The 25,078-nt window shown below is 72.4% G+C and carries 23 protein-coding genes; 6 read left to right on the top strand and 17 right to left on the bottom strand.

The features are described 5' to 3' along the window. Positions 1-166 precede the first annotated feature (166 nt). Positions 167-1,357, top strand: coding sequence for a PQQ-dependent sugar dehydrogenase (locus tag ABTX18_RS10235; RefSeq protein WP_352122482.1), 1,191 nt, complete (start codon positions 167-169; stop codon positions 1,355-1,357). A gap of 30 nt (positions 1,358-1,387) precedes the next feature. Then, the gene (locus ABTX18_RS10230) at positions 1,388-1,630 is read left to right on the top strand and encodes a DUF6191 domain-containing protein (RefSeq protein ID WP_352122280.1); all 243 of its coding nucleotides are present in this window, start codon (positions 1,388-1,390) and stop codon (positions 1,628-1,630) included. Between the two features lie 44 nt (positions 1,631-1,674). Here ABTX18_RS10230 and ABTX18_RS10225 read toward each other — a convergent pair whose 3' ends face one another. The 4 genes from ABTX18_RS10225 to ABTX18_RS10210 form a co-directional block, all read right to left on the bottom strand. Further along, positions 1,675-4,785, bottom strand: a complete 3,111-nt coding sequence (locus ABTX18_RS10225) for a helix-turn-helix transcriptional regulator (protein ID WP_352122481.1) — start codon at positions 4,783-4,785, stop codon at positions 1,675-1,677. A gap of 57 nt (positions 4,786-4,842) precedes the next feature. After that, positions 4,843-5,016, bottom strand: a complete 174-nt coding sequence (locus ABTX18_RS10220; RefSeq protein WP_352122279.1) for a hypothetical protein — start codon at positions 5,014-5,016, stop codon at positions 4,843-4,845. Between the two features lie 212 nt (positions 5,017-5,228). Further along, positions 5,229-5,840 carry a hypothetical protein gene (locus ABTX18_RS10215; RefSeq protein ID WP_503061119.1) on the bottom strand — a complete coding sequence of 204 codons (612 nt, stop codon included), beginning with the start codon at positions 5,838-5,840 and terminating at the stop codon, positions 5,229-5,231. A 38-nt stretch (positions 5,841-5,878) separates the two neighbouring features. Then, positions 5,879-8,122 (bottom strand): MMPL family transporter, encoded by a 2,244-nt coding sequence (locus ABTX18_RS10210; RefSeq protein ID WP_352122277.1) that lies wholly within the window; start codon positions 8,120-8,122, stop codon positions 5,879-5,881. Between the two features lie 510 nt (positions 8,123-8,632). Here ABTX18_RS10210 and ABTX18_RS10205 point away from each other — a divergent pair. Next, positions 8,633-8,767, top strand: coding sequence for a hypothetical protein (locus ABTX18_RS10205; RefSeq protein ID WP_352122276.1), 135 nt, complete (start codon positions 8,633-8,635; stop codon positions 8,765-8,767). A gap of 89 nt (positions 8,768-8,856) precedes the next feature. On the opposite strand, the gene gatB is transcribed toward ABTX18_RS10205, so the two are convergent. From gatB to ABTX18_RS10160, 9 genes are all read right to left on the bottom strand, one after another. Next, positions 8,857-10,365 carry an Asp-tRNA(Asn)/Glu-tRNA(Gln) amidotransferase subunit GatB gene (gene gatB, locus ABTX18_RS10200; RefSeq protein ID WP_352122275.1) on the bottom strand — a complete coding sequence of 503 codons (1,509 nt, stop codon included), beginning with the start codon at positions 10,363-10,365 and terminating at the stop codon, positions 8,857-8,859. Positions 10,366-10,379: 14 nt separating this feature from the next. Next, on the bottom strand, positions 10,380-10,622 hold the full coding sequence (locus ABTX18_RS10195) for a hypothetical protein (RefSeq protein ID WP_136329351.1): 243 nt from the start codon (positions 10,620-10,622) through the stop codon (positions 10,380-10,382). Then, a complete protein-coding gene (gene gatA / locus ABTX18_RS10190; RefSeq protein WP_352122274.1) occupies positions 10,619-12,121 on the bottom strand; it encodes an Asp-tRNA(Asn)/Glu-tRNA(Gln) amidotransferase subunit GatA in 1,503 nt (500 codons plus the stop codon). Before gatA ends, ABTX18_RS10195 begins: the two co-directional genes overlap by 4 nt. Before the next feature lie 5 nt (positions 12,122-12,126). Continuing rightward, a complete protein-coding gene (gene gatC, locus ABTX18_RS10185; protein ID WP_003966094.1) occupies positions 12,127-12,423 on the bottom strand; it encodes an Asp-tRNA(Asn)/Glu-tRNA(Gln) amidotransferase subunit GatC in 297 nt (98 codons plus the stop codon). A gap of 191 nt (positions 12,424-12,614) precedes the next feature. Further along, a complete protein-coding gene (locus tag ABTX18_RS10180; protein ID WP_352122273.1) occupies positions 12,615-14,783 on the bottom strand; it encodes a putative bifunctional diguanylate cyclase/phosphodiesterase in 2,169 nt (722 codons plus the stop codon). Positions 14,784-15,052: 269 nt separating this feature from the next. Continuing rightward, entirely contained in the window at positions 15,053-17,239 is a 2,187-nt protein-coding gene (gene ligA, locus ABTX18_RS10175; RefSeq protein ID WP_352122272.1) for an NAD-dependent DNA ligase LigA, read from the bottom strand. 28 nt (positions 17,240-17,267) lie between these two features. Next, positions 17,268-18,293 carry a methionine synthase gene (locus ABTX18_RS10170; protein WP_352122271.1) on the bottom strand — a complete coding sequence of 342 codons (1,026 nt, stop codon included), beginning with the start codon at positions 18,291-18,293 and terminating at the stop codon, positions 17,268-17,270. Positions 18,294-18,380: 87 nt separating this feature from the next. After that, positions 18,381-19,070, bottom strand: coding sequence for an SDR family oxidoreductase (locus ABTX18_RS10165; RefSeq protein WP_352122270.1), 690 nt, complete (start codon positions 19,068-19,070; stop codon positions 18,381-18,383). 66 nt (positions 19,071-19,136) lie between these two features. Further along, positions 19,137-19,676, bottom strand: a complete 540-nt coding sequence (locus tag ABTX18_RS10160; RefSeq protein WP_328896502.1) for an LOG family protein — start codon at positions 19,674-19,676, stop codon at positions 19,137-19,139. Between the two features lie 77 nt (positions 19,677-19,753). On the opposite strand from ABTX18_RS10160, the gene ABTX18_RS10155 reads away from it, so the two are divergent. Further along, positions 19,754-20,089 carry a DUF427 domain-containing protein gene (locus ABTX18_RS10155; protein ID WP_352122269.1) on the top strand — a complete coding sequence of 112 codons (336 nt, stop codon included), beginning with the start codon at positions 19,754-19,756 and terminating at the stop codon, positions 20,087-20,089. 106 nt (positions 20,090-20,195) lie between these two features. Further along, complete coding sequence (locus ABTX18_RS10150; protein WP_352122268.1) at positions 20,196-20,996, top strand: alpha/beta fold hydrolase; 801 nt, start codon at positions 20,196-20,198, stop codon at positions 20,994-20,996. Between the two features lie 107 nt (positions 20,997-21,103). On the opposite strand, the gene mnmA is transcribed toward ABTX18_RS10150, so the two are convergent. Next, a complete protein-coding gene (gene mnmA / locus ABTX18_RS10145; protein ID WP_352122267.1) occupies positions 21,104-22,234 on the bottom strand; it encodes a tRNA 2-thiouridine(34) synthase MnmA in 1,131 nt (376 codons plus the stop codon). A gap of 61 nt (positions 22,235-22,295) precedes the next feature. Here mnmA and ABTX18_RS10140 point away from each other — a divergent pair, with 61 nt between their 5' ends. After that, complete coding sequence (locus ABTX18_RS10140) at positions 22,296-22,973, top strand: N-acetylmuramoyl-L-alanine amidase (RefSeq protein WP_352122266.1); 678 nt, start codon at positions 22,296-22,298, stop codon at positions 22,971-22,973. A gap of 88 nt (positions 22,974-23,061) precedes the next feature. Here the strand turns inward: ABTX18_RS10140 and ABTX18_RS10135 are convergent, their stop codons facing one another. From ABTX18_RS10135 to ABTX18_RS10125, 3 genes are all read right to left on the bottom strand, one after another. Further along, a complete protein-coding gene (locus tag ABTX18_RS10135) occupies positions 23,062-24,231 on the bottom strand; it encodes a cysteine desulfurase family protein (RefSeq protein WP_352122265.1) in 1,170 nt (389 codons plus the stop codon). Between the two features lie 142 nt (positions 24,232-24,373). Further along, positions 24,374-24,721: a DUF4190 domain-containing protein gene (locus ABTX18_RS10130; RefSeq protein WP_352122264.1), complete on the bottom strand. Its 348-nt coding sequence runs from the start codon at positions 24,719-24,721 to the stop codon at positions 24,374-24,376. A gap of 62 nt (positions 24,722-24,783) precedes the next feature. Beyond that, positions 24,784-24,960 (bottom strand): hypothetical protein, encoded by a 177-nt coding sequence (locus ABTX18_RS10125; RefSeq protein WP_352122498.1) that lies wholly within the window; start codon positions 24,958-24,960, stop codon positions 24,784-24,786. Positions 24,961-25,078 lie beyond the last annotated feature (118 nt).

Here is a 25,078-nt window from a genome sequence, read left to right as displayed (position 1 = left end):
CGGGGGGCGTCGGGAACCGGGGGCGCGGCGGGGGTGTATGCTGCGGGGGGGGGGGGTGGGGGGGGGGGTGGGTGGGGGGGGGGGGGGGGGGGCCGCCCCGGGGCGGGCCCCGCGGCGCCCCCCCCCCCCCCCCTCCGGGAGTGGTCGCGGTGCGCGGCGCGGTGCGCTGGCCGTGCTGGCAGCCGGCGCCCTCATGCTCGCCGCGGGGTGCTCCTCGCAGGAGGGAGCCGAGAGCACCGCGGGCCAGGGTGCGAGCACACCGGCCGGGTCACCCGCGGCTCCGTCGGGCGGGACGGCGTCGCCGTCCACCTCGCCGTCGGCCTCGCGTCCCGCGACCGGTCTGCCGCCGGCGAAGGGCTCGGTGAAGGTGGTGTCGACGCTCACGGAGGGCCTGGACTCGCCCTGGGGTCTCGCGGAGCTGCCGGACGGCGATCTGCTGGTGTCCTCCCGTGACAAGGGGACGATCACCCGCGTCGACGCGAAGAGCGGTAAGAAGACGCTGCTCGGCACCGTCCCCGGAGTGGCGGCGGCGGGCGAGGGCGGGCTGCTCGGCCTCGCCGTCTCCCCCGACTACGGCACGGACCACCTGGTGTACGCCTACTTCACCACCGCCTCGGACAACCGCATCGCCCGCATGCTCTACGACGAGGACGGCACGACCCCCGGTCAGCTGTTGGGCGCCCCCGACACGATTCTGCGGGGCATCCCGAAGGGCGCCATCCACAACGGCGGCCGGATCGCCTTCGGCCCGGACCGCATGCTGTACGCGGGCACGGGCGAGACGGGGGACAACGGACTCGCGCAGGACGAGAAGTCCCTCGCGGGCAAGATCCTGCGGATGACCCCGGACGGCGAGCCGTTGCACGGCAATCCGCAGGCCGACTCCGTCGTGTATTCGTCCGGTCACCGCAATGTGCAGGGCCTGGCCTGGGACGGGCAGAAGCAGCTGTGGGCGTCCGAGTTCGGCCAGGACACCTGGGACGAGCTGAACCGGATCGTGCCGGGCGGCAACTACGGCTGGCCCGAGGCCGAGGGCAAGGCGGGCCAGGCGGGATTCGTCGACCCCGTGGCACAGTGGAAGACGTCCGAGGCGTCCCCGAGCGGTATCGCCTTCGTCAAGGGTTCGATCTGGATGGCCGGCCTGCGGGGTGAGCGGCTCTGGCGGATTCCCCTGTCCGGTACGGCGGACAAGGAACCTCTGGCGGCCCCCCAGGCGTTCCTGAAGGGGAAGTACGGCCGTCTGCGCACCGTGCTCGCGGCAGGGGGCAACAGGCTCTGGATTGTCACGAGCGAGACGGACTCGCGGGGCACCCCGAAGCCGGGAGACGACAGGATCCTGGTGGCCGAGGTGCGTTAGCGGCTACAGCGGCGGAAGGGTGCGCGGCCCGTGTTCAACTTCTTCGAGGAACTCTTCGCACCCGGTCGCAAGCACACCGCCGAGGAGCAGAAACGGCTGGAGCTGACCCGAGTGGACCTCGGCGTCGGCGACCCCGCGCGCGGCCCCATCGACCTGACCTCGGGCAAGGTCGTGGTCCGCCGCCGCGACGCGGACCCGGACCCCGGGGAAACGGACGGGGACCGGGGCGATGACGATACGGACGACGGCGAGGCGGGCGGCGGCGGGGCCTGACCTCGCAGGACCCGCCCGGACGGGCCCGCGCACCTCGCGGGGCCCTACGAGTCCTTCGGCATCCGGTACAGCCGCAGCCGGTGGGCGAGGGCGGCCGCCTCGCCGCGGCCGGAGACGCCGAGCTTGGCGAGGATGTTGGAGACGTGGACGCTCGCTGTCTTGGGTGAGATGTAGAGCTCTTCGGCGATTCTGCGGTTGGTGTGGCCGGCGGCCACGAGCCGGTGGACGTCCTGCTCGCGCGGGGTCAGCCCGAAGGACTCCACAGCGGCGGCCGCCGCGGCCCGCAGCTGTTCCTCCCCGTGGTCCTGGCCGCCCGGTTCGTCGCCGTCGGGGACGGTCACGGCCACCGGGATGGTGTCGGCGGAGCCCGGAGCCGCGTCGGGATCGGTGAGCGGGATGCGGGCGCGTCCCGCGAGCAGCTCGATGGTCTCGGTCAGCGGGCGTGCCCCGAGCCGCCGGGCGGTGCCGTGGGCGTCGCGCAGCAGGACGGTGGCCGCGGCCCGGTCGCCGGAGGCGATGAGGAGGGCCTCCGCCCAGTGGTGGCGGATCTGCGCCAGTTCGTACGGGCGGTGCAGGGGGGCGAAGGCCTGGGCGGCGCGGGACCAGTGGTCCGGGGTGTCGAGGCCTTCGGCGCGGGCCAGTTCGGCGTCGATCAGCACGCCGTAGGCCGCCCATACGGGGACGAGCGCCGGCAGCCGCTTGAGATGGCCGCGGACGAGCGCGAGGACCGCCGGCCGGCCGGGTTCGGTAGCGGGCAGCCCCCGGGCGTCGGCCTCCGCCGCCGCGACGACGTGCAGCAGGGGGAACGCGTACCGCTGGGTGCCGGGCGGGAATCCCTGCTCGGCCTGGGCCTCGAAGGCCGCCCGCGCCTCGGACAGGGCGCCCTGCTGCACGGCGATGGCGATGGTGTGGCGGACGATGTTGATGAAGTGCTGCGGCTGCTGATCGCTGGACCCGAAGCCCCTTTTGCACAGCGCGAGTTGCCGTTCGGCCTCGGCAATGTCCCCGCGTGCCAGGGCCACTTCGGTGCGGCGTGCGGCGACCAGGGCCTGCGACTTCCGGGAGAGTGCGGTGCGGGCGGCTGCCTCGGCCGTGGCCAGGGCCTCGTCCCAGCGGCCGAGGGAGAACAGCGACATCGCCTGATTGGTGCGGGCCCACGACTCCATGTCCGCGACGCCGTGGCTGTGGCAGACCTCGATGCCGTGGTCGGCGGCGGCCACCGCCTCCAGCGACCGGCCCATGGCTTCGAGCGTCGAGGGGAGGTTGATGCTTGCCCGGCCTATGACGCCCACGAGGCACAGCTCCTCGGCCCGGTCCCGTGCGGCGTATATCTCGGCGATGCCCTCGTCGACGGCTCCGGCGTCGGCGTTCAGCCAGCCCCGGGTGAGCCGTGCGTGCAGCTCGATGTACTCGTCGCCGACCAGCCGGGCGTACTCCACGGCCCGCTCGGCGGCGGCGAGGGTGTCGGGGCCTGGCCGGTGCAGCGCGCCCCAGCCGGCCACACTCGTCAGGACGTCCGCGTGCACGGCCGACGGGGGCAGGCCCCGGACCAGTTCCTCGGCGGTGGCCAGTTCCTCCCAGCCGTCGCCCCGGGTGAGGTCCTGGACCAGGCGGGAGCGCTGGACCCAGAACCAGGCGGCGCGCAGGGCGTCGTCCTCGCCCTCCAGGACGCGCAGGGCCTTCTTGCAGAGGGTGAACGCCCGTTCGCGCTCGCCGCCGAAGCGGGCCGCGACGGTGGCCTCGGCCATCAGGTCGAGATGGCTCAGCGGCATGGAGCCGTCACGGCCGCAGGCCGGGTAGACCTCGGCGTAGTCGAGCGGGCGCAGGGTACGGCGTACGTCCTCGGGCGTATCGTCCCAAAGCTCCATCGCCCGTTCCAGCAGCCGCAGTTGCTCGGCGTAGGCGTTGCGGTGACGCGCTTCGACCGAGGCTTTCAGCACGGCGGGCAGCGCCTTGGCCGGGTCGTGCGCCCCGTACCAGTAACTGGCCAGGCGCGTGGCGCGCTCGCCGTCGCGGACGAGGGCGGGGTCGGCCTCCAGCGCCTGGGCGTAACGGCGGTTGAGCCGGGACCGTTCGCCGGGGAGCAGATCGTCGCTGACGGCTTCACGGACCAGGGAGTGCCGGAAGCGGTAGCCGTTGCCCTCCGGGGTGGTGAGCAGAAGATTGGCGCCGACCGCTCCACGCAGCGCCTCGATCAGCTCGTCCTCGGCAAGTCCGGCGACGGCGGCCAGCAGTTCGTACTCGACGGCGGAGCCGCCCTCGGCGATGATGCGGGCGACCTTCTGGGCATCGTCGGAGAGGGCCTCGACACGGACCAGGAGGAGATCGCGCAGGGAGCCGGACAGCCCGGCCCCGTCACCGCACTCCAGACTGCAGGCGAGCTCCTCGACAAAGAAGGCGTTTCCGTCGGACCGCTCGAATATCTCGTCCACCAGGGCGGGTTCGGGGGTGCCGGCGAGAATGCCGGCGAGCTGGCGGCGGACCTCGGCCCGCTTGAACCGGGATAGCTCGATGCGGCGCACGGTCCGCAGCCGGTCCAGTTCGGCCAGCAGGGGGCGCAGCGGGTGGCGGCGGTGGATGTCGTCGGCGCGGTAGGTGCCGATCACGACGAGACGGCCGTTGCGCAACGTACGGAAGAGGTAGGCGAGCAGGTGCCTGGTGGAGGAGTCGGCCCAGTGCAGGTCCTCCAGGACGAGTACGACGGTGCGGTCGGCGGAGATGCGCTCCAGCAGCCGGGCGGTGAGCTCGAAGAGGCGGGCGGTGCCGTGTTCGTCGGCGGCGTCCCGGCCGGCCTCGCCGAGTTCGGGAAGGAGCCGTGCCAGCTCGCCCTCCTGGCCCGCGCAGGCCGCGGCCATCTCCTCGGGCAGGGTGCGATGCAAAGCGCGCAGGGCGGTGGAGAAGGGGGCGTACGGCAAGCCGTCTGCCCCGATCTCCACGCAGCCGCCGACGGCGACGACGGCCGCGCGGCGGACCGCGACCGCGAGGAACTCCTCGACCAGACGGGTCTTGCCGACGCCCGCCTCGCCGCCGACGAGGAGCGCCTGCGGCTCACTGCCCCCGTCGGCACGGGCGAGCGCGTCGGTGAGCGCGGTGAGTTCCGCTGCGCGGCCGACGAACACGGGACTGACTGACCTGGTCTGCACGTCGCCGAGCATCGCACACGGGTCCGACAACGCGGAGCCGGGAAGCCGTACGGGCACGGTCGTCCGTCCTTACGCGGCGTGCGCGAACCGCTCCCGGTCCGCACTCACCGTCCTCTCGCGTTCCTGGCGCGCGGAGACACGGGCCGCCTTCCGGGCCCGGCGGGCCTCGCGGACGAGCCGCTCGTTGTCGGCGCGGCGGTGCAGTTCGGCGGCCATGATCTTGTGGAGTTCCAGCTCGTACATGTGATGCCCCCTGGAGACGGGCCCGTTGGGCCTCGGTGGCGGCAGTGTTTCTGCCGTGCCACCACTGTCGTCTCCCAGGGGGTGGTGCCGCATCGGGCGAGTTCCGCATCTGTGGCGGGCGGGAGCCTTAGGGAGGCGCTTACGCCACCGCACGCGCCCGCCCGGAGACCCGGGGCATGCCCTAGACCGGGCCCCGAGGCGGCCTACGCGACCTAGCCGGCGCTGGCCGGTGCCGTCGGCAGGGCGACGATGAGGTCGAAGTACATGCACACGGCGATCAGTACGCCCAGCACGCCGAGGGCGATGCCGCCCTTGGCGACCGCGCGGATCCAGCCCGGCTGGGGGTGCGCGGACGGGGCGCCGAACGCCGGACGCACCAGGACGTACACGCCGACGAGCAGCGCGAGCAGGCCGAAGAGACCGTTGACCAGCGCGGTGGCGTGCCAGGCATCGCCGTAGATCTCGGAGATCTGCTGTGCGGCCGAGCCGCCGGACGAGGTCTTCATCTGTCCGATCAGCGTCTCGCGCTCGGCGGCGACCCGGCCGCTCCAGGCTCCCGTGAGGGAGACGATGCCGAGTCCGGCGGAGACGACGGCCGCGGCGGCGAGGGCGGAGGACTGTTCCTTGTCCGAGTCGTCGGCGTCGTGCTCTGGCTCGTCGTCGTCCAGGTCCTGCTCCGGGTCGAGGTCCTGGTCCTGGTCGGCGCCGGACTCCGGGCCCGTCTTGTCGAGCCGGGTGACCGCTTCCCCGGTCACGGGTGCGTCGGTGGTGGTGTCGCCCTCGGCGACGGGAGTGGTGGGGGTGGTGGAGTTCATCTGCCGCACGCTAGGTGCGGCAGATGAGAACCCCCTTAACGCCCGGGTCAGTGCACCCGCTGAGCAGCCGCCACGGCCTCCTCGGCCTCCGCCCCGGCCCCGCCCGCGTACGCCGCCGGGATCCTCGCTCGAGGCGCCCCGCGACCTCGGCCGGGTGCTTCGATGCTGATACGCGGCAGTCGCCGGTCCAGCCACCCGGGCAGCCACCAGTTCGCGCCGCCCAGCATGTGCATGAGCGCGGGGACCAGAAGCGTGCGCAGCACGAACGCGTCCAGGGCCACGGCCGCGGCGAGGGCGATGCCGAACATGGCGATGACCCGGTCGCCGCTTAGCACGAAGGCGAGGAACACCGAAATCATGATCACGGCCGCCGAGTTGATCACCCGGCTCGTCTCGGCCAGCCCGACCCGGACCGCCCGCCGGTTGTCGCCGGTCTCCAGCCACTCCTCGTACATCCTGCCGACCAGAAACACCTGGTAATCCATCGAGAGACCGAAGAGCACGGACACCATGATCACCGGAAGGAAGGGCTCGATGGGGCCGGCGCTGCCGAGGCCCAGCAGCTCGCTCCCCCAGCCCCACTGGAAGACCGCCACGACGACGCCGAACGAGGACGCCACCGCCGCCACGTTCATCACCGCGGCCTTCAGCGGGATGCCGACCGATCGGAAGGCGATCAGCAGGAGCAGACAGCCGAGTCCCACGACGACGCCGATGAAGAGCGGCAGCTTGCCGATGACGACCTGCGCGAAGTCGTCGTAGCTGGCCGTCACACCGCCCACATGGGCCCGGAGCGAGGTGTTCTCCGACGCCTTCGGCAGGACGTCCGTCCGCAGCCGGTCCACCAGCTCGCTGGTCTGCCGGGACTGCGGCGCCGAGTCCGGGACGACGGTGACGTACGCGGTGTCGCCGCTGGAGTTGTACGTCACCGGGTAGGCCCAGGAGACCCCGTCGGTGGCGCGCAGCGTCGCGGGCAGGGTGTCCATCGCGAGCCGGTCGTCGGCGCCGTCCAGGTGCGCGGCGACGGTCAGCGGTCCGTTGACGCCGGGACCGAAGCCGTCGGCGATCAGGTCGTACGCCTGCCGGGTGGTGGAGGACTTCGCGTTGTTGCCCTGGTCGGAGCTGCCCAGGTGGAGCGAGAAGGTGGGGAGGGCGAGGAGCAGCATCACGGCGGCGGCGAGGGCGCCGAGCAGTTTGGGGTGCCGCTCCACGAAGGCGGACCAGCGGGCGGCGAAGCCCGTGGCCGGCTCCGGCTGCGGGCCGTGCGCGGCCAGCCGTCCGCGCTCGCGCCGGCTCAGCGCCCGCATGCCGATGAGGGAGAGCAGCGCGGGCAGCAGGGTCACGGAGGCCGCGACGGTCAGGACGACGGTGAGCGAGGCGGCGACGGCGACGCCGTTGAGGAAGCTCAGGCGCAGGATGAGCATGCCGAGCAGCGCGATGCAGACGGTCGCCCCGGCGAAGACGACCGCCCGCCCGGTCGTCGCGACCGCGTGCTGGGCCGCCTCGGGTACGGTCATGCCGCGCCGCAGCCCTCGGCGGTGCCGGGTGACGATGAACAGCGCGTAGTCGATCCCCACGCCGAGCCCCACGAGCATGCCGAGCATGGGCGCGAAATCGGCGACCGTCATCAGGTGTCCGAGCAGCATGATGCCCGCGTACGCCGTGCCGACCGAGACGAGGGCGGTGGCGATGGGCAGCAGACTGGCGGCGAGCGAGCCGAAGGCGAGGAAGAGCACGACGGCGGCGACGGCCACCCCGACGGCCTCGCTGAGATGCGCGGCCGGCGCCTCGGTGAGGGCTATGGCGGAGCCGCCCAGCTCGACCTGGAGGTGCTCGCCCGCGGCGGACTTCGCGGTGTCGACGACGGCGTGGACCTGGCCGACGGGGACGTCGTCCGCCTGCCGGTCGAAGGTGACGGTGGCGTAGGCGGTGTGTCCGTCGGCGCTGATCTGCCCGGATCCGGGGTCCGTGTACGGCCCGGTGACGGCTCCCACGCCGGGCAGCCGTTCGACGGCGCGCAGGGTGGCGGTCATCTTCTGGGTGACGTCGGCGGCCCGCACGGTGGAGTCGTCGGTGTGCCAGACGATGGTGTCGGTGTCACCGCCGAGGTCCGTGAAGCCGTCCTTCAGCAGTTCGGCGGCCCGCCCGGACTCGGTGCCCGGGGCCTCGTAGTCGTTCGAGTAGGCGGAACCCGCGAACCCCGCCGCGGCCGCCGCGCCGCCGAGGGCGAGCAGCCAGATGAGGACGGCGAGGAGGCGGTGCGTGACGCACCAGCGGGCGATGGCAGCCAAGGGACGTGCTCCCTGCGGGTTCGTGGTCTCCACGGAGGTTCGGCAGAACCGTCCGCGTGAGAACGCATGACCTTGAGAACCGTCACTCTGACAGCGAACTGTGATCGTTTGCCCGTTTCGTGGCCTTAGTCACAGGCATCGGATCCACATATGAGCGACATAAGTACCGCCGCACGGAGGGGGCGCGCGCCTGGCGCAACGGGGGTCGCACAGCGCAATCCGGCTGGGCTCCCGGGCCGCTTTCCCGGCCGGAAGGGGCCCGCGCGGGAGCCGGCTCTTCTCGCCGTTGACCGCCTTCGGTGCGATCGCCTACTTCCTGCTCAGCGACCAGGCCCCGCCCAGCACCCCCAAACTGCTGCGCGCCGCTCTGCGCGCGCTCCCGCAGTTGGCGGCCGCGACTCCGGAGCGCTGCGAGCGCATCCTGTCCGTCTGCGCGGCCGAACCGGACGCGCGGACAAGGCCGCCCGGGTCACCATCGAGATCGACGGCGAGCCCGGCTTCACCGGCGAGGTGCTGCTCGGAAGGCCGAAGACCATCTCCGTCCCGGTGACCGGGGTGCTCCGGCTGAGCATCTCCTACGCCGACCCCGCGGACAGCTGCGACATGGGTGATCTGATCCTGGGAGCTCCGACGCTCAAGAAGTAGTGCCTTCGCGGACATGCGCGAAGGGGCGGCGCACCCGGTGGAGAACCGGACGCACCGCCCCTTCAGGGACGTACGGGAAGGGCTGAGCCTCAGCCCTCGACGCCGAGCTTCTCCAGGATCAGCTCGCGCACGCGCGCCGCGTCCGCCTGGCCACGAGTGGCCTTCATGACGGCGCCGACGAGCGCACCGGCGGCGGCGACCTTGCCGCCGCGGATCTTGTCCGCGATCGCCGCGTTGCCCGCGATGGCCTCGTCCACGGCCGTGGACAGCGCGCCCTCGTCGGAGACGACCTTCAGGCCGCGCTTCTCGACGACGGTGTCCGGGTCGCCCTCGCCCGCGAGGACGCCCTCCAGGACCTGACGGGCCAGCTTGTCGTTGAGATCGCCGGAGGCGACGAGTTCGGCCACCCGGGCGACCTGCGCGGGCGTGACACCCAGCTCGTCGAGGGCGCGGCCGGTCTCGTTGGCGTTACGGGCGAGCTCGCCCATCCACCACTTGCGGGCCTGGTCCGACGGGGCGCCCGCCTCGGTCGTGGCGACGATCAGGTCGACCGCGCCCGCGTTGAGGATGGACTGCATGTCGTGCTCGGAGACGCCCCACTCCTCCTTGAGCCGGGCGCGGCGCAGCCGCGGCAGCTCGGGAAGCCCGCCCCGGAGCTCCTCGACCCAGTCCCGGGCCGGGGCGACCGGCACCAGGTCGGGCTCGGGGAAGTAGCGGTAGTCCTCGGCGTTGTCCTTGATGCGGCCGGCCGTGGTGGAGCCGTCCTCCTCGTGGAAGTGCCGGGTCTCCTGCACGATCGTGCCGCCCGCGTTCAGCACCGCGGCGTGGCGCTGGATCTCGAAGCGGGCGGCGCGCTCGACGGAACGCAGCGAGTTCACGTTCTTCGTCTCGGAACGGGTGCCGAACGCCTCGCGGCCGTGCGGGCGCAGCGACAGGTTCACGTCGCAGCGCATCTGGCCCATCTCCATGCGGGCCTCCGAGACGCCGAGCGCCTTGATGAGCTCGCGGAGCTCGGCGACGTACGCCTTGGCGACCTCGGGGGCGCGTGCGCCCGCTCCCTCGATCGGCTTGGTGACGATCTCGATGAGCGGGATGCCCGCGCGGTTGTAGTCGAGCAGGGAGTGGGACGCGCCGTGGATGCGGCCGGTGGCGCCGCCGACGTGCGTCGACTTGCCGGTGTCCTCCTCCATGTGGGCGCGCTCGATCTGCACCCGGAAGATCTCCCCGTCCTCCAGCTGGACGTCCAGATAGCCGTCGAAGGCGATCGGCTCGTCGTACTGGGAGGTCTGGAAGTTCTTCGGCATGTCCGGATAGAAGTAGTTCTTCCGGGCGAATCGGCACCACTCGGCGATCTCGCAGTTCAGCGCGAGGCCGATCTTGATGGCGGACTCGACGCCGATCTCGTTCACGACCGGCAGCGCGCCGGGCAGCCCGAGGCAGACCGGGCAGGTCTGCGAGTTGGCGTCCTGCTTGAGCTCGGTGGAGCAGCCGCAGAACATCTTGGTCTTGGTGCCGAGCTCGACATGGACTTCGAGGCCCATGACGGGGTCGTACGTCGCGAGGGCGTCCTCGTACGACTCCAGGTCAATGACAGTCACTGAAACTTTCCCTCTCAGCCCAGCAGGACGTCGTCGTCACCGAGACGCTTGAGCTCGCGGTACAGGATCGCGAGTCCGGTCACGATCGCGGCGGCGGATACGGCGGCGTCGATCAGCCGCAGCGTGTCGTTGTCCTGGCGGGCCATCCGCGCCTGCTTGACGACGCTGAGCGCGCCGAAAGCGGTGGTGCCCAGGGACACGTACACGCCGGACTTGGACTTCTTGAAGTTCTTGGCCTTCTTAGCCATGGCACTCATAGCGACGGAGCCTCCTCAAGCAGCGGGTGCCCCCACCTTTCCACGAAGGCGGCCTCGACGGCGGCTCCGACCTTGTACAGCCGGTCGTCCTTCATGGCGGGGGCGATGATCTGCAGCCCGACCGGCAGGCCGTCCTCCGGCGCGAGGCCGCAGGGCAGCGACATGGCGGCGTTGCCCGCCAGGTTGGTCGGAATGGTGCACAGGTCCGCGAGGTACATCGCCATCGGGTCGTCGGCGCGCTCGCCGATCGGGAAGGCGGTGGTGGGCGTCGTCGGCGAGACGATGACGTCCACCTGCTCGAACGCCTTCTCGAAGTCCCGCGTGATCAGCGTGCGGACCTTCTGCGCGGAGCCGTAGTACGCGTCGTAGTAGCCGGAGCTCAGCGCGTACGTACCGAGGATGATGCGGCGCTTGACCTCGTCGCCGAAGCCGGCCTCGCGGGTGAGCGCGGTGACGTCCTCGGCGGACTTCGTGCCGTCGTCGCCGACCCGCAGGCCGTAGCGCATGGCGTCGAAGCGGGCGAGGTTCGATGAGCACTCGGACGGCGCGATGAGGTAGTACGCCGAAAGGCCGAGGTCGAAGGACGGGCAGTCCAGCTCGACGATCGTGGCACCGAGCGACTTCAGCAGCTCGACCGACTCGTTGAAGCGCTGGACGACACCGGCCTGGTAGCCCTCGCCCGAGAACTGCTTCACGACGCCGACGCGCATGCCCTGTACGGAGCCGTTGCGCGCGGCCTCGACGACCGGCGGGACCGGGGCGTCGATGGACGTCGAGTCGAGCGGGTCGTGTCCGGCGATGGCCTCGTGCAGCAGGGCCGCGTCCAGGACCGTACGGGCGCAGGGCCCGCCCTGGTCGAGGGAGGACGAGAAGGCCACCATGCCGTAGCGGGAGACGCCGCCGTAGGTGGGCTTGACGCCGACGGTGCCGGTGACGGCGGCGGGCTGGCGGATGGAACCGCCGGTGTCCGTGCCGATGGCGAGCGGGGCCTCGAACGACGCGAGGGCCGCGGACGAACCGCCGCCGGAGCCGCCCGGGATGCGGGTGAGGTCCCACGGGTTGCCGGTCGGGCCGTAGGCGCTGTTCTCGGTGGAGGAGCCCATGGCGAACTCGTCCATGTTGGTCTTGCCGAGGATGACGACGTCGGCGGCCTTCAGCCGCTTGGTGACGGTCGCGTCGTACGGCGGGACCCAGCCTTCGAGGATCTTCGAACCGACGGTGGTCGGCATGTCCTCGGTGGTGAAGATGTCCTTCAGCGCGAGCGGGACGCCGGCCAGCGGGCCCAGCTTCTCGCCGGCCGCCTTCTTGGCGTCGACGGCACGGGCCTGTGCGAGCGCGCCCTCGCGGTCGATGTGCAGGAAGGCGTGGACCTTCTCGTCCACGGCTTCGATCCGGGCCAGGTGCGCCTCGGTGACCTCGACGGCCGTGAGCTCACCGGAAGCGATCTTCGCGGCGATCTCGGCGGCGGTGAGCTTGATGATGGTGCTGATGTCCGTCATGACTTTTAGTCCTCCCCCAGGATCTGCGGCACCTTGAAACGCTGCTGCTCCTGGGCCGGGGCGCCGGAGAGCGCCTGCGCGGGGGTGAGCGACGGACGGACCTCGTCCGCCCGCATGACGTTGGTCAGCGGCAGCGGGTGGGAGGTCGGCGGTACGTCTTGGTCGGCGACCTCGGAGACGCGGGCGACCGCGCCGATGATGTCGTCGAGCTGACCGGCGAAGTGATCGAGCTCTTCGCCCTTCAGCTCCAGACGCGCCAGCCGGGCGAGGTGGGCGACCTCCTCGCGCGTGATGCCAGGCATGCAGCGATCCTCAGGGGTTGGTGTGTGTTTGGCTTTGGCCCAATCCTATGGGGTCGCCCGGACTGGCCACGGCCACCTGGGGAACAGGCCGTCCGGCGAGAACAAGCCCGTCCGGCGCTTGAGGACAAAGCGGCCACCGGGCGCCTCCGGTCACCTCACCGCAGCCCGCACCCCGAACCCCCGCACCCGCCCTACGTCGTCGCGGGCCGCGAGTCCACCGTCCGCCCGGACGGCCGCTGCTCCAGCTCGGGCGTCGCCGCGGGGGCCGCGCCCGCCGCGGCTGCCGCGGCCGCAGCCGCCGCCAGCTCCGCCGGCCGCCGCCACCCGTGCTCGCCGCGCGCCCGCAGCCACGCGGTCGTCTCCTGGGGCGGCATCGCGGCCGCCACCAGCCAGCCCTGCACCGCGTCGCAGCCCAGGTCCCGCAGCCGCTCCCACGTCTCGTCGTCCTCGACACCCTCGGCGACGACCACCAGGCCGAGCGAGTGGGCCAGGTCGATCGTGCAGCGGACGATCTCCGCGTCCTCGTGGTCGATGGCGAGCCGGGCCACGAAGGACCGGTCGATCTTGAGCTCGCTGACCGGCAGCCGGCGCAGGTGGACGAGCGAGGAGTACCCCGTACCGAAGTCGTCCAGGGACATCTTCACGCCGTGTCCGGTCAGGCCGGCCAGCGTGTCCGCCGCTCGCTGCGGGTCTTCCAGCAGCACGTGCTCCGTTATCTCCAGCTGCAGCGCGCCGGCCGGGACGCCGTGCCGGGCCAGCCGGGCCGCGACGCCGCCCGCGAACCCCGGGGTGTGCACATCGCGTGGGGACACGTTGACCGCGACCGGGACGAAGAGGCCCTGCGCCCGCCACCGGGCGACCTGGGCCAAGGCCGTCTCCAGGACGTACTCCGTGAGGTGCGGCATCAGCCCGGAGGACTCGGCTATGGCGATGAACTCGTCCGGGGGGACCCTCCCCCGCTCCGGGTGCACCCAGCGGACCAGCGCCTCCAGCCCGGCCACCTGGCCGTCGAAGCGGACCTTCGGCTGGTAGTGCAGCTCCACCTCCCCGGCGTCCAGCGCGCGCCGCAGATCGCCGAGGAGGCCGAGCCGGTCCGGGGTGTTGCTGTCGCGCTTCGACTCGTACACCTCCACGCCCGTCCGGTCCCGCTTGGCCTGGTACATCGCCACGTCCGCACGCCGGAGCAGCCCCTCCGCGTCCAGTGCGTGGTCGGGGTAGACGGCCACGCCGGCGCTGGCCTCCAGCACCAGCGTGAGTCCGTCGAGGTCGAGCGGCGAGGAGAGTGCGGCCACCAGATGGCGGGCGACACGCTGGGCGCTGGTCGTGGAGTCCGCGGTCGGCAGCAGGACCGCGAACTCGTCGCCGCCCAGCCTGGCCGCCTCCGCGCCGCGCGGCAGGGCGAGCCGCAGCCGGTCCGCTATCTGCAGCAGCAGCCGGTCCCCGGCGAGGTGGCCGAGGGTGTCGTTGACCGCCCGGAAGCGGTCGAGGTCGATCAGGACGAGGCCGACCCGGCTGCCGAGGCTCTCGGCCTCCTCCAGCGCCGTCCAGGTCCGCTCCAGCAGCCACTGCCGGTTCGGCAGGCCGGTCAGCGGGTCCCGCAGCTGCTCCTCGGCGCGGGCCCGGGCGATCCAGAGGGTGGAGTCCAGCGCGATCAGCGGAACCGCGAAGAGGGGCAGCAGAACCGGCAGGGCCATCGCGACGACGCAGATCAGCGGCGCGATCCCGAGGAGTGCGACGGCGACGAGTCCCTGCCGCAGGAGCGCGGTGCGGGCGACCGTGGGCAGTCCGCCGCCCTGCGGGGACCGGGCGTACCACAGCAGGACCCGGGTGACGAGCAGATACGTGGAGGCCGCGAGCAGGACCTCCGGGACGGCGTCGATGCCCCAGTCGAGTGGCTGCCAGGGCGCCTCGACGCTCTGCACCTCGCCGAACGCCGCCAGGACCAGCGCCGCCGCCCCCACGCCGAGGATGTCCACCGCCCCGTGCAGCAGCCCCTGCCGCCAGCGGTGCCGGCGGGCCACGCCGACGAGCACCACCACGACCAGGCTGACCAGGCCGGCGGGCACCCAGCCGTAGAGGAGCAGCACGGCGAGGGTGAGGGCGGCGCCCGAACCGGTGCCGCCCCACCAGCGGTCGCGGCCGAGCGCGACCAGATGACCGACGATGATCCCGGTGAGGACGGCGAGCGACCAGCCGGCCGTCCCGTTCGGGAAGAGAGCGTGTCCGCTGCTCACGGTCCGGTAGAAACCGGTCGCCAGCTGCACCGTGGCGAGGGCCACGACGACGGCGCCGACCTTGGGCGTGAGGCCGGCGAAACCTTGCAGCCGCGACACCGGTGCGGCGTTCTCGGTCGGTCTCATTCCGTCCCTCTCACAGCCGGCGGTGCCGATGTCACCTGATGGTTCCGTTCCGTGCCACCACGCCCCGGCCCACCCGGTGGGCCGGGTGCGGCAGGCGCGTCTTCCCACAGTAGGCCGACGAAGGGCTCCACGGGCAGCGGTCTACCGCTCTTGCCCGAATGCAAACCGACCACCCGTCAGCATCTGCTATGCGCCGATCGGGTGAATCCGACGGTGCGTCACCCCTTCCTCACCCTGCGCCGTCCGGCACGGTCCCCGCCGGCCCCCTCCTACTGCTCCCCGGGCGTGACGGCGGCCTCGCGCGCCGCGTCGGGTCCCTCGTCGAGCAGGACCGCGAAGCCGTCCTCGTCCAGGACGGGCACCTTCAGCTGCATCGCCTTGTCGTACTTCGACCCGGGGTTGTCGCCGACCACCACGAAGGAGGTCTTCTTCGAGACAGAACCGGTGACCTTCGCCCCGCGGCTCTGGAGCGCCTCCTTCGCGCCGTCCCTGGTGTGCCCGTTCAGGGTGCCCGTGACGACGACGGTGAGTCCTTCGAGCGGCCTCTGCCCCTCCTCCTCGCCGGCGCCCTCGTCCTCCATCCGAACCCCGGCCTCGCGCCACTTGCCCAGGATCTCGCGGTGCCAGTCCACGGCGAACCATTGCTTGACCGAGGCGGCGATGATCGGCCCGACCCCGTCGGCGTCGGACAGCTCCTGTTCGGTGGCCTCCTCGATCCGGTCCATGGACCGGAACTGGCGGGCCAGCTCCCGCGCGGCGACCGGCCCGACGTGGCGGATGGAGAGGCCCGTGAGGATCCGGGCGAGCGGGGCCTGCTTCGCCTCGGCGATGGCGTCCAGCATGGCCAGGGCGTTCTTCTTGGGTTCGCCCTGCTGGTTGGCGAAGACCAGGGCGGTCTTCTCCTCACCGGTCTTCGGGTCCCGCTTGGGCAGCCCGCTGTCCGGGTCGAGCACGTAGGCGCGGATGGGCAGCAGCTGCTCGACGGTCAGTCCGAAGAGATCGCCCTCGTCCCGCAGCGGCGGGTCCACGGGCTCCAGCGGCCGGGTCAGCGCGGCGGCGGCGACGTATCCGAAGTGGTCGATGTCCAGGCACTTGCGGCCCGCGAGGTAGGCCACGCGCTCCCGCAGCTGCGCCCGGCAGGTCCGGGCGTTGGGGCAGCGGACGTCGACATCGGCCTCCTTCATGGGCTTCAGCTCCGTCCCGCACTCGGGGCAGTGCGTGGGCATGACGAACGCCCGCTCGGTGCCGTCACGGAGGTCGACGACCGGGCCGAGGATCTCCGGGATCACGTCGCCGGCCTTGCGCAGCACGACCGTGTCGCCGATCAGGACGCCCTTCGCCCGGACCACGTTCTGGTTGTGGAGGGTGGCGAACTCGACCTCGGAGCCCGCCACTTCGACCGGCTCGACCTGGGCGTACGGGGTGACGCGGCCGGTGCGGCCGACGCCGACGCGGATGTTGACCAGCTTGGTGTTGACCTCCTCCGGCGCGTACTTCCAGGCGATCGCCCAGCGCGGGGCGCGGGAGGTGGAGCCGAGCCGACCCTGGAGCGGGATCTCGTCGAGCTTGACGACGACGCCGTCGATCTCGTGCTCCACGGAGTGCCGGTGCTCGCCGAAGTACGCGATGAACTCCCGTACGCCGTCGAGGGAGTCCACCACCCTGTTGTGCTTGGCGGTGGGCAGGCCCCACTCGTGGAGCAGCTCGTAGGCGTGCGAGAGGCGGTCGATGTCGAAGCCCTCGCGGGCGCCGATGCCGTGGACCACCATGTGCAGCGGCCGGGTGGCGGTGACCTTGGGGTCCTTCTGGCGCAGCGAACCGGCCGCCGCGTTGCGCGGGTTGGCGAAGGGTTTGTCGTCGGCCTCCACCAGCCGGGCGTTCAGCTCCTCGAAGCCCTCCATCGGGAAGAAGACCTCGCCGCGGATCTCGACGAGCTCCGGGATCCGGTCGCCCTTCAGCCGGTGCGGGATCTCCGCGATCGTGCGGACGTTGGGCGTGATGTCCTCGCCGGTGCGGCCGTCGCCGCGGGTCGCGGCCCGGGTCAGCAGGCCGTGCTCGTAGGTGAGGTTGACGGCGAGGCCGTCGACCTTGAGCTCGCACAGGAGGTGGTAGCCCGTGGCGCCGACGTCCCGGGCGATCCGCTCGCCCCAGGCGGTCAGCTCCTCGTCGTCGAAGGCGTTGTCCAGGGACAGCATCCGCTCGCGGTGCGCGACGGACGTGAACTGTGTCCGGTAGGGCCCGGCGACCTTCTGGGTCGGCGAGTCGGGTGTCCGCAGCTGCGGGTGCGCGTCCTCCAGGGCCTCCAGCTCACGCATCAGCCGGTCGAACTCCGCGTCGCTGACGACCGGCTGGTCGTTCACGTAATAGCGGAAGCGGTGCTCCTCGATCTGCTCGGCGAGGAGCTTGTGCCTCTCCTGCGCCTCCGCTGGCACCGCGGTCTGCTGTTCGCCGGCCATCGTCCCGTCCTCCCGTTACCCGACCCCGTTACTCAGGGTTGTCTGCGAGCGATTTCGCGGCCCGGGCGCAGTGGGCGAGCGCGGCTCGTGCGTACGCGGGCGAGGCACCCGCGAGGCCGCACGAGGGGGTGATCGCCACGGACTCGGTCAGAGTCCCCGGATTCAGCCCCAGCCTGCGCCACAGCGTCCTGACACCCATGACGCTACCGCCCGGGTCGGACAATCCGCCCGAGGCCGGGTCGGTGCCGGGCACCACTCCGAGGAACAGCTGGGTCCCGCCCTCGACCGCTTCCCCGATCGCTTCCTCCTCACGCTCGGTGAGCAGAGAGAAATCGAACGAGATCCCGTCGGTCCCGGCGCGGCGCAGCAGGGCGAACGGCACGTCGGGGGCGCAGGTGTGCACGACGGTGGCGGCCTCGCCGGCCACACCCAGCACCTCGCGCAGCGTGTCCTCCACGACCTGGCGGTCCACGGCCCGGTAGGTGCGGTAGCCGCTCGCCGTCCGGATCCGCCCGAGCAGGACCCCGGTCAGCGACGGTTCGTCGAGCTGGAGGATCACGCGCGCACCGGGCATCCGGCGCCGCACCTCGGCGAGGTGGTCGCGCAGCCCCTCCGCGAGTGAGCCCGCCAGGTCGCGGCAGGCGCCGGGGTCGCCGAGGACCGCCTCGCCGCTCCGGCGCTCCAGCGCGGCGGCCAGCGTCCACGGCCCGACGGCCTGCACCTTGAGCGGGCCCTCGTATCCCTGGGTGAACTCCTCCAGGGCGTCGAGGTCCTCGCCGAGCCAGGACCGGGCCCGGCGGGTGTCGCGCCCCGGCCGGTCGCCGATGCGCCAGCCGCTCGGCTCGACGTGTCCGTACATCTCGACGAGCAGCCCGATGGTCCGTCCGATCATGTCCGCACCGGGACCGCGCGCGGGCAGTTCCGCCAGATACGGCACGCCCTGGCCGTCTCCGAAGGAGCCGGTGACGGTCTTCGCCGCCTCCCGTGCGTCCCCTCCGGGCATCGATCCGATTCCGGTGGCCGGGCACCCGCTGAACTTGCTCTTCTCGCTCACGCGGGAAGCCTACGGCCGATCCCGGACCGGGCTGCCGGCGGCCGGGCGCGCCGCGGGACCACCGGACCGCCGCCTTCGTGCAGCCCTTCAGCGGCCGGGGCGCACCGTGAGGTCGTTGACCTCGGCGTCGCGCGGCAGGTCGAGCGCCATCAGGATCGTGGTGGCGACGGACTCGGGGTCGATCCAGCGGGCGGGGTCGTACTCCTTGCCCTCCTGCTGGTGGACCTTCTGCTGCATGGGGCCGGCGGTGCGGCCCGGGTACACGGACGTCACGCGGACCCCGTTGCCGTGCTCCTCGTGGCGCAGCGAGTCGGCCAGTGCCTTCAGGCCGTGCTTGCTGGCCGCGTAGGCGGCCCACTCGGCGTGGGCGGCGAGGCCGGCGCCGGAGTTGACGAAGAGGACGTGGCCCTCGGATACACGCAGCTGGGGCAGGAGGAGGCGGGTGAGCTCGGCCGGGGCGACGAGGTTGGTGTTGAGCTGGAAGTGCCAGGCCTTGGGCGTGAGCTCGCCGACGCGGCCGAGCTCGACGACGCCCGCGATGTGCAGCAGGGAGTCCAGCCGCTCCGGCATCGGCTGCTGCCCGAAGGCCCAGGACAGCCGGTCCGGGTTGGACAGGTCGCCGACGAGCGTACGGGCGCCGGGATGGAGCGCGGCCAGTTCCTTGGCGCGGCCCGCGTCACGGGCGAGGAGGACGAGGTCGTCCCCCCGCTCCGTGAGACGGCGGGCGACGGCTGCGCCGATACCGGAACCGGCACCGGTGATGAGGTGAGTGGGCATGCCCCCATCGTCGCACCGGTCCCCCCGCCGCCCGCACACCAGCGTCGGCGCCTCACTGCGGGCACCTCACTGAAGGCCGGCCCACTCCTCCAGGTAGGCCAGGGCGCCGACCCCGTCCTTCGCGAAGAAGACCAGGTCGGTCAGCGGGAGCGGGAGGAAGCCCTCGTCCTCCATGCGCTGGAACTGCTGGCGCAGTCCGTCGTAGAACCCCGCCGTGTTGAGCAGCACGACCGGCTTGGTGGTCTTGCCGTGCTTCTTCAGCTCCAGGATCTCGGTGGCCTCGTCCAGCGTGCCCGTGCCGCCCACCATGATCACGACCGCGTCGGACTTCTCCAGGAGCAGCGCCTTGCGCTCGGCGAGGTCCCGCGCGATCACCATCTCGTCCGCGTTGGTCCGCGCCTTCGCGGCCAGGAAGTCCACCGAGACCCCGACCAGCTTCCCGCCGGTCTCCTGCACCCCGTCGGCGACCACCTTCATCAGCCCGCTCTCGGAGCCGCCCCAGACCAGGGTGTGCCCACCGCGGCCGATCAGCTCGGCGAATTCACGGGCGGGCACGGTATAGCGATCGTCGAGGTCGGCGGCGGAGAGGAACACGCAGATCTTCATGACTGCCACGGTAGAGCCCGCCACCGACAGTGCCGAATCCGGGGAAGAATCCGGCGAGCGGCGGGGCTGAACAGAACATGACTGCTACCCGAGGCCATCGCATCACCGTCGAGCCGGGCACCGAGCATGTGCGCGTGGTCCGTGACGGAGTGCTGCTCGCCGAGAGCCGCCGCCCGCTCGTGCTGCGCGAGACGGGCTGTCCGGTCCGCTACTACCTGCCGCCCGAGGACGTCCGCACCGAGCTGCTGACGGCGTCGCAGACGCATACCCACTGCCCGTTCAAGGGCGACGCCTCCTACTGGTCGCTGCCGGGAGCGGCCGACCTCGTGTGGGCGTACCCGGAGCCGAAGGCCGAAGTGGCCGCGATCAAGAACCACTTCTGCTTCTACGACACCGAGACGCTAACGGACTGACAGCCGGAACGGCGTCAACACCCTTCCCGAGCTGGGGAGAAGAGGAGCTTCAGAAAGTTTTCGCCGGGAACGATGAGTTTCCCGGGACGCGGCAGTCCACCTCCACATGGACAAGACCCTCTCCCGCGACGGCACTCCGATCGCCTACCGGCGCCGGGGCGAAGGACCGCCGTTGATCCTCGTGGGCGGGGCGCTGTGCACCGCGGAGACCGAGGCCCCGCTGGCGCGCCTCCTCGCGCCGCGCTTCGAGGTCGTCACGTACGACCGGCGCGGCCGGGGAGCCAGCGGGGAGGGGTCGCCCTATGCGGTGGAGCGCGAGATCGAGGACCTGGCCGCGCTCGCGGACGCGGTGGGCGGCCGGCCCTCGGTGTTCGGCGTCGGGGCCGGCGGTGCGCTGGCCCTGGAGGCGCAGGCCGCCGGGCTCCCGGCCGACCGGCTCGCGGTGTACGAGCCGCCGTACACCCCGGGCGCCGCGGGCCTGCTGTTCAAGGCCGACTGCACGGCCCGGCTGCACCGGCTGCTGTCCGCCGGGGACCGGGGCGGGGCGGTGGAGCTGTTCCTGACCGTGACGGGGGTCGCGGCAGACATGATCTCCAGGATGCGGAAGGCGCCGCTCTGGCGGAGGCTGGAATCCGTGGCACACACGCTCGCCTACGACGACGCGGTGCTGGGCGACGGCGCGGTTCCGGCCGAGCGGTTCGCCTCCGTGACGGCGCGGACCCTGGTGGTCTGCGGCGGCTTCAGCCAGGCGTCCGCCCGGACGTCGACCCGTCTGCTGGCGGACGCCCTCCCCGGGGGCCGGCACCGCACGCTCACGGGCCAGACGCGGGAGCTGGCGCCCCAGGTGATCGCTCCGGTCCTGGCGGAGTTCTTCGCCCGGGACGCGTACGCACGGCAGGCGTCCTGACACCGCGGGAACGTATGGGCGGGCCGGGGGTCGGAGCACCCCGCGCGGCCACGCCCGTACAGGGGTCGGGCGTTCCCGCGCGGGGCCTTGACGGACCGGCCGGCGCCTCAGCCGGCCGGGGCCGTCTCCCGTCGTTCCGTCGTCGCGATCGTCGCCGAGCCGACCACGCGCGTCCCGTCGTACAGCACGACCGCCTGGCCGGGGGCCACGCCCCGTACCGGCTCGGTGAACGTGACGTGGAGCGTCCCGTCGACCAGTTCGGCGCTGACCTCGCTCTCGCCGCCGTGGGCGCGGAGCTGGGCGGTGTAGGTGCCCGGACCGGAGGGCGGTGTGCCGCACCAGCGGGGCCTGATCGCGGTGAGGGCGCTCACGTCGAGGGCCTCGACGGGGCCGACGGTCACCGTGTTGTTCACCGGGGAGATGTCCAGGACGTAGCGGGGCTTGCCGTCGGCGGCCGGGTGGCCGATGCGCAGGCCCTTGCGCTGGCCGATGGTGAAGCCGAAGGCGCCCTCGTGGGTGCCGACCTTCGTACCGGACTCGTCGAGGATGTCGCCCTCCGCCTTGCCGCCGAGGCGGTCCGCCAGGAAGCCCTGGGTGTCGCCGTCGGCGATGAAGCAGATGTCGTGGCTGTCGGGCTTCTTGGCCACGGCGAGACCGCGGCGCTCGGCCTCGGCCCGGATCTCGTCCTTGGTGGTGAGGGTGTCGCCGAGCGGGAACATCGCGTGGGCGAGCTGGCGCTCGTCCAGGACGCCCAGCACGTAGCTCTGGTCCTTGGCCATGTCGCAGGCGCGGTGCAGCTCGCGGCTGCCGTCCTCGGCGAGGACGACGGTGGCGTAGTGGCCGGTGCACACCGCGTCGAAGCCGAGCGCCAGTGCCTTGTCGAGCAGCGCCGCGAACTTGATCTTCTCGTTGCAGCGCAGACACGGGTTGGGCGTGCGCCCCGCCTCGTACTCGGCGACGAAGTCCTCCACGACGTCCTCGCGGAAACGTTCCGCGAGGTCCCAGACGTAGAAGGGGATGCCGATGACGTCCGCGGCGCGGCGGGCGTCACGGGAGTCCTCGATGGTGCAACAGCCGCGGGCCCCGGTCCGGAAGGACTGCGGATTGGCCGACAGGGCGAGGTGCACACCGGTCACGTCGTGGCCTGCCTCGGCGGCGCGGGCCGCCGCGACGGCGGAGTCGACACCGCCGGACATGGCGGCGAGCACACGGAGGGGGCGCTGGGAAGTCTGAGTCATAGCTCCACCAGGGTACGGGGCGCCGGGAACCGAAAGCTCGCGGATATGCGTTGACGATCACATGGGGACCAAGGGGACGGCGGGCGCCAAGGGCACCGCGGGATCGGGGACCGGCAGCGGGATCAGCCGGCGCGCGGTGCTGATCGGCGGCGCCGTCACGGCGGTGGGCACGGCGACGCTGGCGCGGGACCGGCTGAAGCGCGCCTGGTGGCGGCTGCCCGGCGTGGAGAAGCCGCGCAAGCCGGGCGAGGTGGACTACGCCCGGGCCACCTGGACGGCGGCCTCGGAGGCGAACTGGCGGCGGGCGGACCGGCCCGACGACTACGACATCGACCGCGTGGTCATCCATGTCACACAGGGCAGCTTCACCAGCGCGGTCCGGGCCTTCCAGGACCCGGGGCACGAGGCGGCGGCGCACTACGTGGTGCGCAAGGACGGTCATGTGACGCAGATGATCCGCGAGCTGGACGTGGCGTTCCACGCGGGCAACCGCTCCTACAACGAACGCAGCGTGGGCATCGAGCACGAGGGCTTCGTGGAACGGCCGCAGGGCTTCACCGCCGCGATGTACGGGGCATCCGCCCGGCTCACCGCGGCGATATGCGCGCGGTACGACATCCCGGTGGACCGCGAGCACGTCATCGGGCACGTGGAGGTGCCGGGGGCCGACCACACGGACCCGGGGAAGGACTGGGACTGGGACCGCTACATGAAGCTGGTACGCGCGGCGAAGCCGTGAGCCGGCCGCCGGACCCGGTGACGGGGTGCGTGAGCCGAGCCCGGCCGGGCCGGCGAAGCGCGGATGCCGGGCCGGCCGACGAGGCCCGTCAGCTGAGCCCTGCCGTCCTCGCCCGCTCCACCGCCGGGCCGATCGCCCGTGCCACGTCCTCGACGTCCTGTTTGGTGCTGGTGTGGCCGAGCGAGAAGCGCAGGGTGCCGCGCGCCAGGTCGGGATCGGTGCCGGTGGCCAGCAGGACGTGGCTGGGCTGGGCGATCCCGGCCGTGCAGGCGGAGCCGGTGGAGCATTCGATGCCCTGGGCGTCCAGCAGGAGCAGGAGGGAGTCGCCCTCGCAGCCGGGGAAGGTGAAGTGCGCGTTGGCCGGCAGACGTCCGCCGGGTGCCGGGTCGCCGCCGAGAACGGCGTCGGGGACCTTCGCCAGGACGGCTGCCGCCAGCTCGTCGCGGAGGCCGCCGATCTCCCGGGCGAAGTCCTCGCGCCCGTCGGCGGCGAGCCGCCCCGCCACCGCGAAGGCGGCGACGCCGGCCACGTCCAGGGTGCCGGAGCGCACATGGCGTTCCTGCCCGCCGCCGTGCAGCACCGGTACGGGGGTGTACTCGCGGCCGAGCAGGAGCGCGCCGACGCCGAACGGGCCGCCGATCTTGTGCGCACTCACGGTCATCGCGGCCAGCCCGGAACGGGCGAAGTCGACTTCGAGCTGCCCGAAGGCCTGGACCGCGTCGGCATGCATGGGTACGTCGAACTCGCGGGCCACCGCTGCGAGTTCGCGTACCGGCATGACGGTGCCGATCTCGTTGTTCGCCCACATCACGGTGATCAGCGCGACATCGTCGGGGTTGCGGACCAGCGCCTCGCGCAGCACGTCGGGGTGGACGCGCCCGTAGCGGTCGACGGGGAGGTACTCGACGGTCGCCCCCTCGTGCTCGGCGAGCCAGTCGACGGCGTCGAGCACCGCGTGGTGCTCGACGGGGCTGGCCAGGACCCGGGTGCGACGGGGGTCGGCATCGCGGCGGGCCCAGTACAGGCCCTTCACCGCGAGGTTGTCCGACTCGGTGCCGCCGGAGGTGAGGACCACCTCGCTGGGGCGGGCGCCGAGGGCGTCGGCGAGGGTCTCTCTGGACTCCTCGACGGTACGGCGGGCCCGGCGCCCGGCGGCGTGGAGCGAGGAGGCGTTGCCGGTGACGGCGAGCTGCGCGGTCATCGCCGCGATCGCCTCCGGAAGCATCGGCGTGGTCGCGGCGTGGTCGAGGTAAGCCATGGTGGGCTCGATTCTACGAGCCCGCGGCGGGGCGCAGGGCGGGCGCATGCTCCCCCGGGGCCCGCGCGCCCCGAACGGGGCACCCCGACAGCCGCGATCCGGAGCACGGTCCGGCGGGGGCGGACCGCGGAGGGGCGCTCCGTCAGCCGCCGAAGTTCCAGGCGACGACACCGTTCCCGGTGACGAGGAAGGCGAGGATCACCAGGTCGGCGACGCCGAGGGCGAGCCCGAGCAGGGCGCGGCCGCGACGGGCGGTGGAGCGGGCCAGCGCGACGATCGCCATGACGATGGCCGCCGGGCCGAGCAGGATGTTCATCACCAGGAGGCCGACGAGACCGAGCACGAACGAGGCGACGGCGAGACCGTCCGCGTCACGGGTGGAGCGTCGCGGCGATGCGGGCGGGGTGGCGCCGGGGCCGCCGGGCACGGCCGGCTCCGCCGTGCCGGTCGCGGTGGCTTCGGAGCGACGGGTGAGTGCGGTGCGTGTCATCGTGCGGACTCCTTCGGAATCTGGATGCGCTGAGGTGGACAACCGGACTGCACGGAGGCCGGTCACTGCGAGCGGCGGCGTGTACCCACCCGTTCGCGCACGGCGAAGACGAGGAGCCAGCAGCCGATCAGGGCGCCGAGCGTCAGGGACAGCGCAAGCGGAATCTGGACCACGGCTCCCAGCACGATCCCCAGCAGGAGCACGGCGGCGATAAGAACGATCATGGTCAGCCCTTCCATGATTGAGAGTACGACTGTGCACTGACTTACCAGTCTAGACCCATCGCGGTTCAGCCAGGGGCTCGCAGGGCATTGACTCGCCGTCTCGACCCCCGCCCGGAAGCCGGCCGGCCGTCCG

It is taken from the genome of Streptomyces sp. NPDC096323, assembly GCF_040302845.1.
Taxonomy (GTDB): Bacteria; Actinomycetota; Actinomycetes; order Streptomycetales; family Streptomycetaceae; genus Streptomyces.
This window is presented reverse-complemented; position numbering and strand designations above follow the sequence as displayed.